We start from the raw sequence: 1,110 nt of genomic DNA, 5'->3' as shown, positions 1-1,110 counted from the left end.
AGCCGTCCACCGCATCATCAGCGGAACGTCGGCCTTCGGGATGGCGGGACTAGAAAGCGGAAGAGCTGTTGCTGACACGCCGGGAACAACGACGCCTGGCAGCATCGCCTCCGCGAGAGTGTTTTCAAAGCCGACGATGTGTTGAGTTGGCGGGGTCCAGCCGGACCAAGCGCCTGACCCGAGATCGTTTGATAGATCCAGCCGTCAGATGTGTCCCGTCCCTGTTGACGACGCCTGACAGCTGGTTTGAATCCGGTGACGCCTCTTTCGCCAAAGTCCGCTGTACTGGACCGCTATCTGCGCAAAAGCCTGGATCGCATGGTTGTTGGTAGCATCTGGTGAGGCGGGAGGCTGCCGGACCCTGGCCGCCAATGCAGGGCACCTGAGCCTCGCGCTGCTCAAGGTCAGGTCGGCGGCTGGACGAGCAACGGCAGGACTTCGGTTCAGGCTGAGTCTCCGCGCCCTTTGCGTCCCAACTGCATTCCCGGAATAGAATTCCATCTTTCGACGCAGGCGGGCAACCTTTCCTGCACGATGACGTTTCAAGGGATGATCGTTGCATACGATCGACGTAAATCGTGAGGAGATGAAAGTGACCTTCAAAATGCTCACTATGGGCGCGATGGCGCTCGCAATGATGACTGGCTCGGCGCTGGCTGCATCTGGTGGCGGCACCTCCGCTCTCGACGATCCGGCAAAGATGTCGCCGTTCTTCACCGATGCCGGCATGAAAACACTCAGGTCGGAAGCGGATTTCAAGACCGCATGGATGTCCATGAAGCCAGATGAACAGAAGGCGGTGTTGAAAGACTGCGGCGACACCACGATCAACAAGTCGCATGCGGATTTCTGCGCGATGGCCAAGAAGATGGGTGGCTGAATTTGCGGGAAAGGCGGCCGTTTCGCGCCGCCTTTGGCCACAGACGCCGTTTGAAGGTACCGGTAAGAGCGCCTATGGTGCCTCGAATGGAGGCGGCGAATGGCGTTCACCGTTATTTGGTATGGAAGACAGGGCATCATCGACAAGGTGATCTTTGACGCCGAAAAGGTGGCAAAAGATCACGCAATCTCCATGTTTCAGACCCGAAGGGGTGACGAGGGGATCATTTG

General features: G+C 58.1%; 1 protein-coding gene. It reads left to right on the top strand.

The genetic code is table 11. The features are described 5' to 3' along the window. The first annotated feature begins 592 nt into the window (after positions 1 to 592). On the top strand, positions 593 to 880 hold the full coding sequence (locus X742_RS140440; protein ID WP_023781605.1) for a hypothetical protein: 288 nt from the start codon (positions 593 to 595) through the stop codon (positions 878 to 880). Positions 881 to 1,110 lie beyond the last annotated feature (230 nt).

This window comes from Mesorhizobium sp. LNHC229A00 (assembly GCF_000502415.1).
In the GTDB taxonomy this organism is placed as follows: Bacteria; Pseudomonadota; Alphaproteobacteria; order Rhizobiales; family Rhizobiaceae; genus Mesorhizobium.
This window is presented reverse-complemented; position numbering and strand designations above follow the sequence as displayed.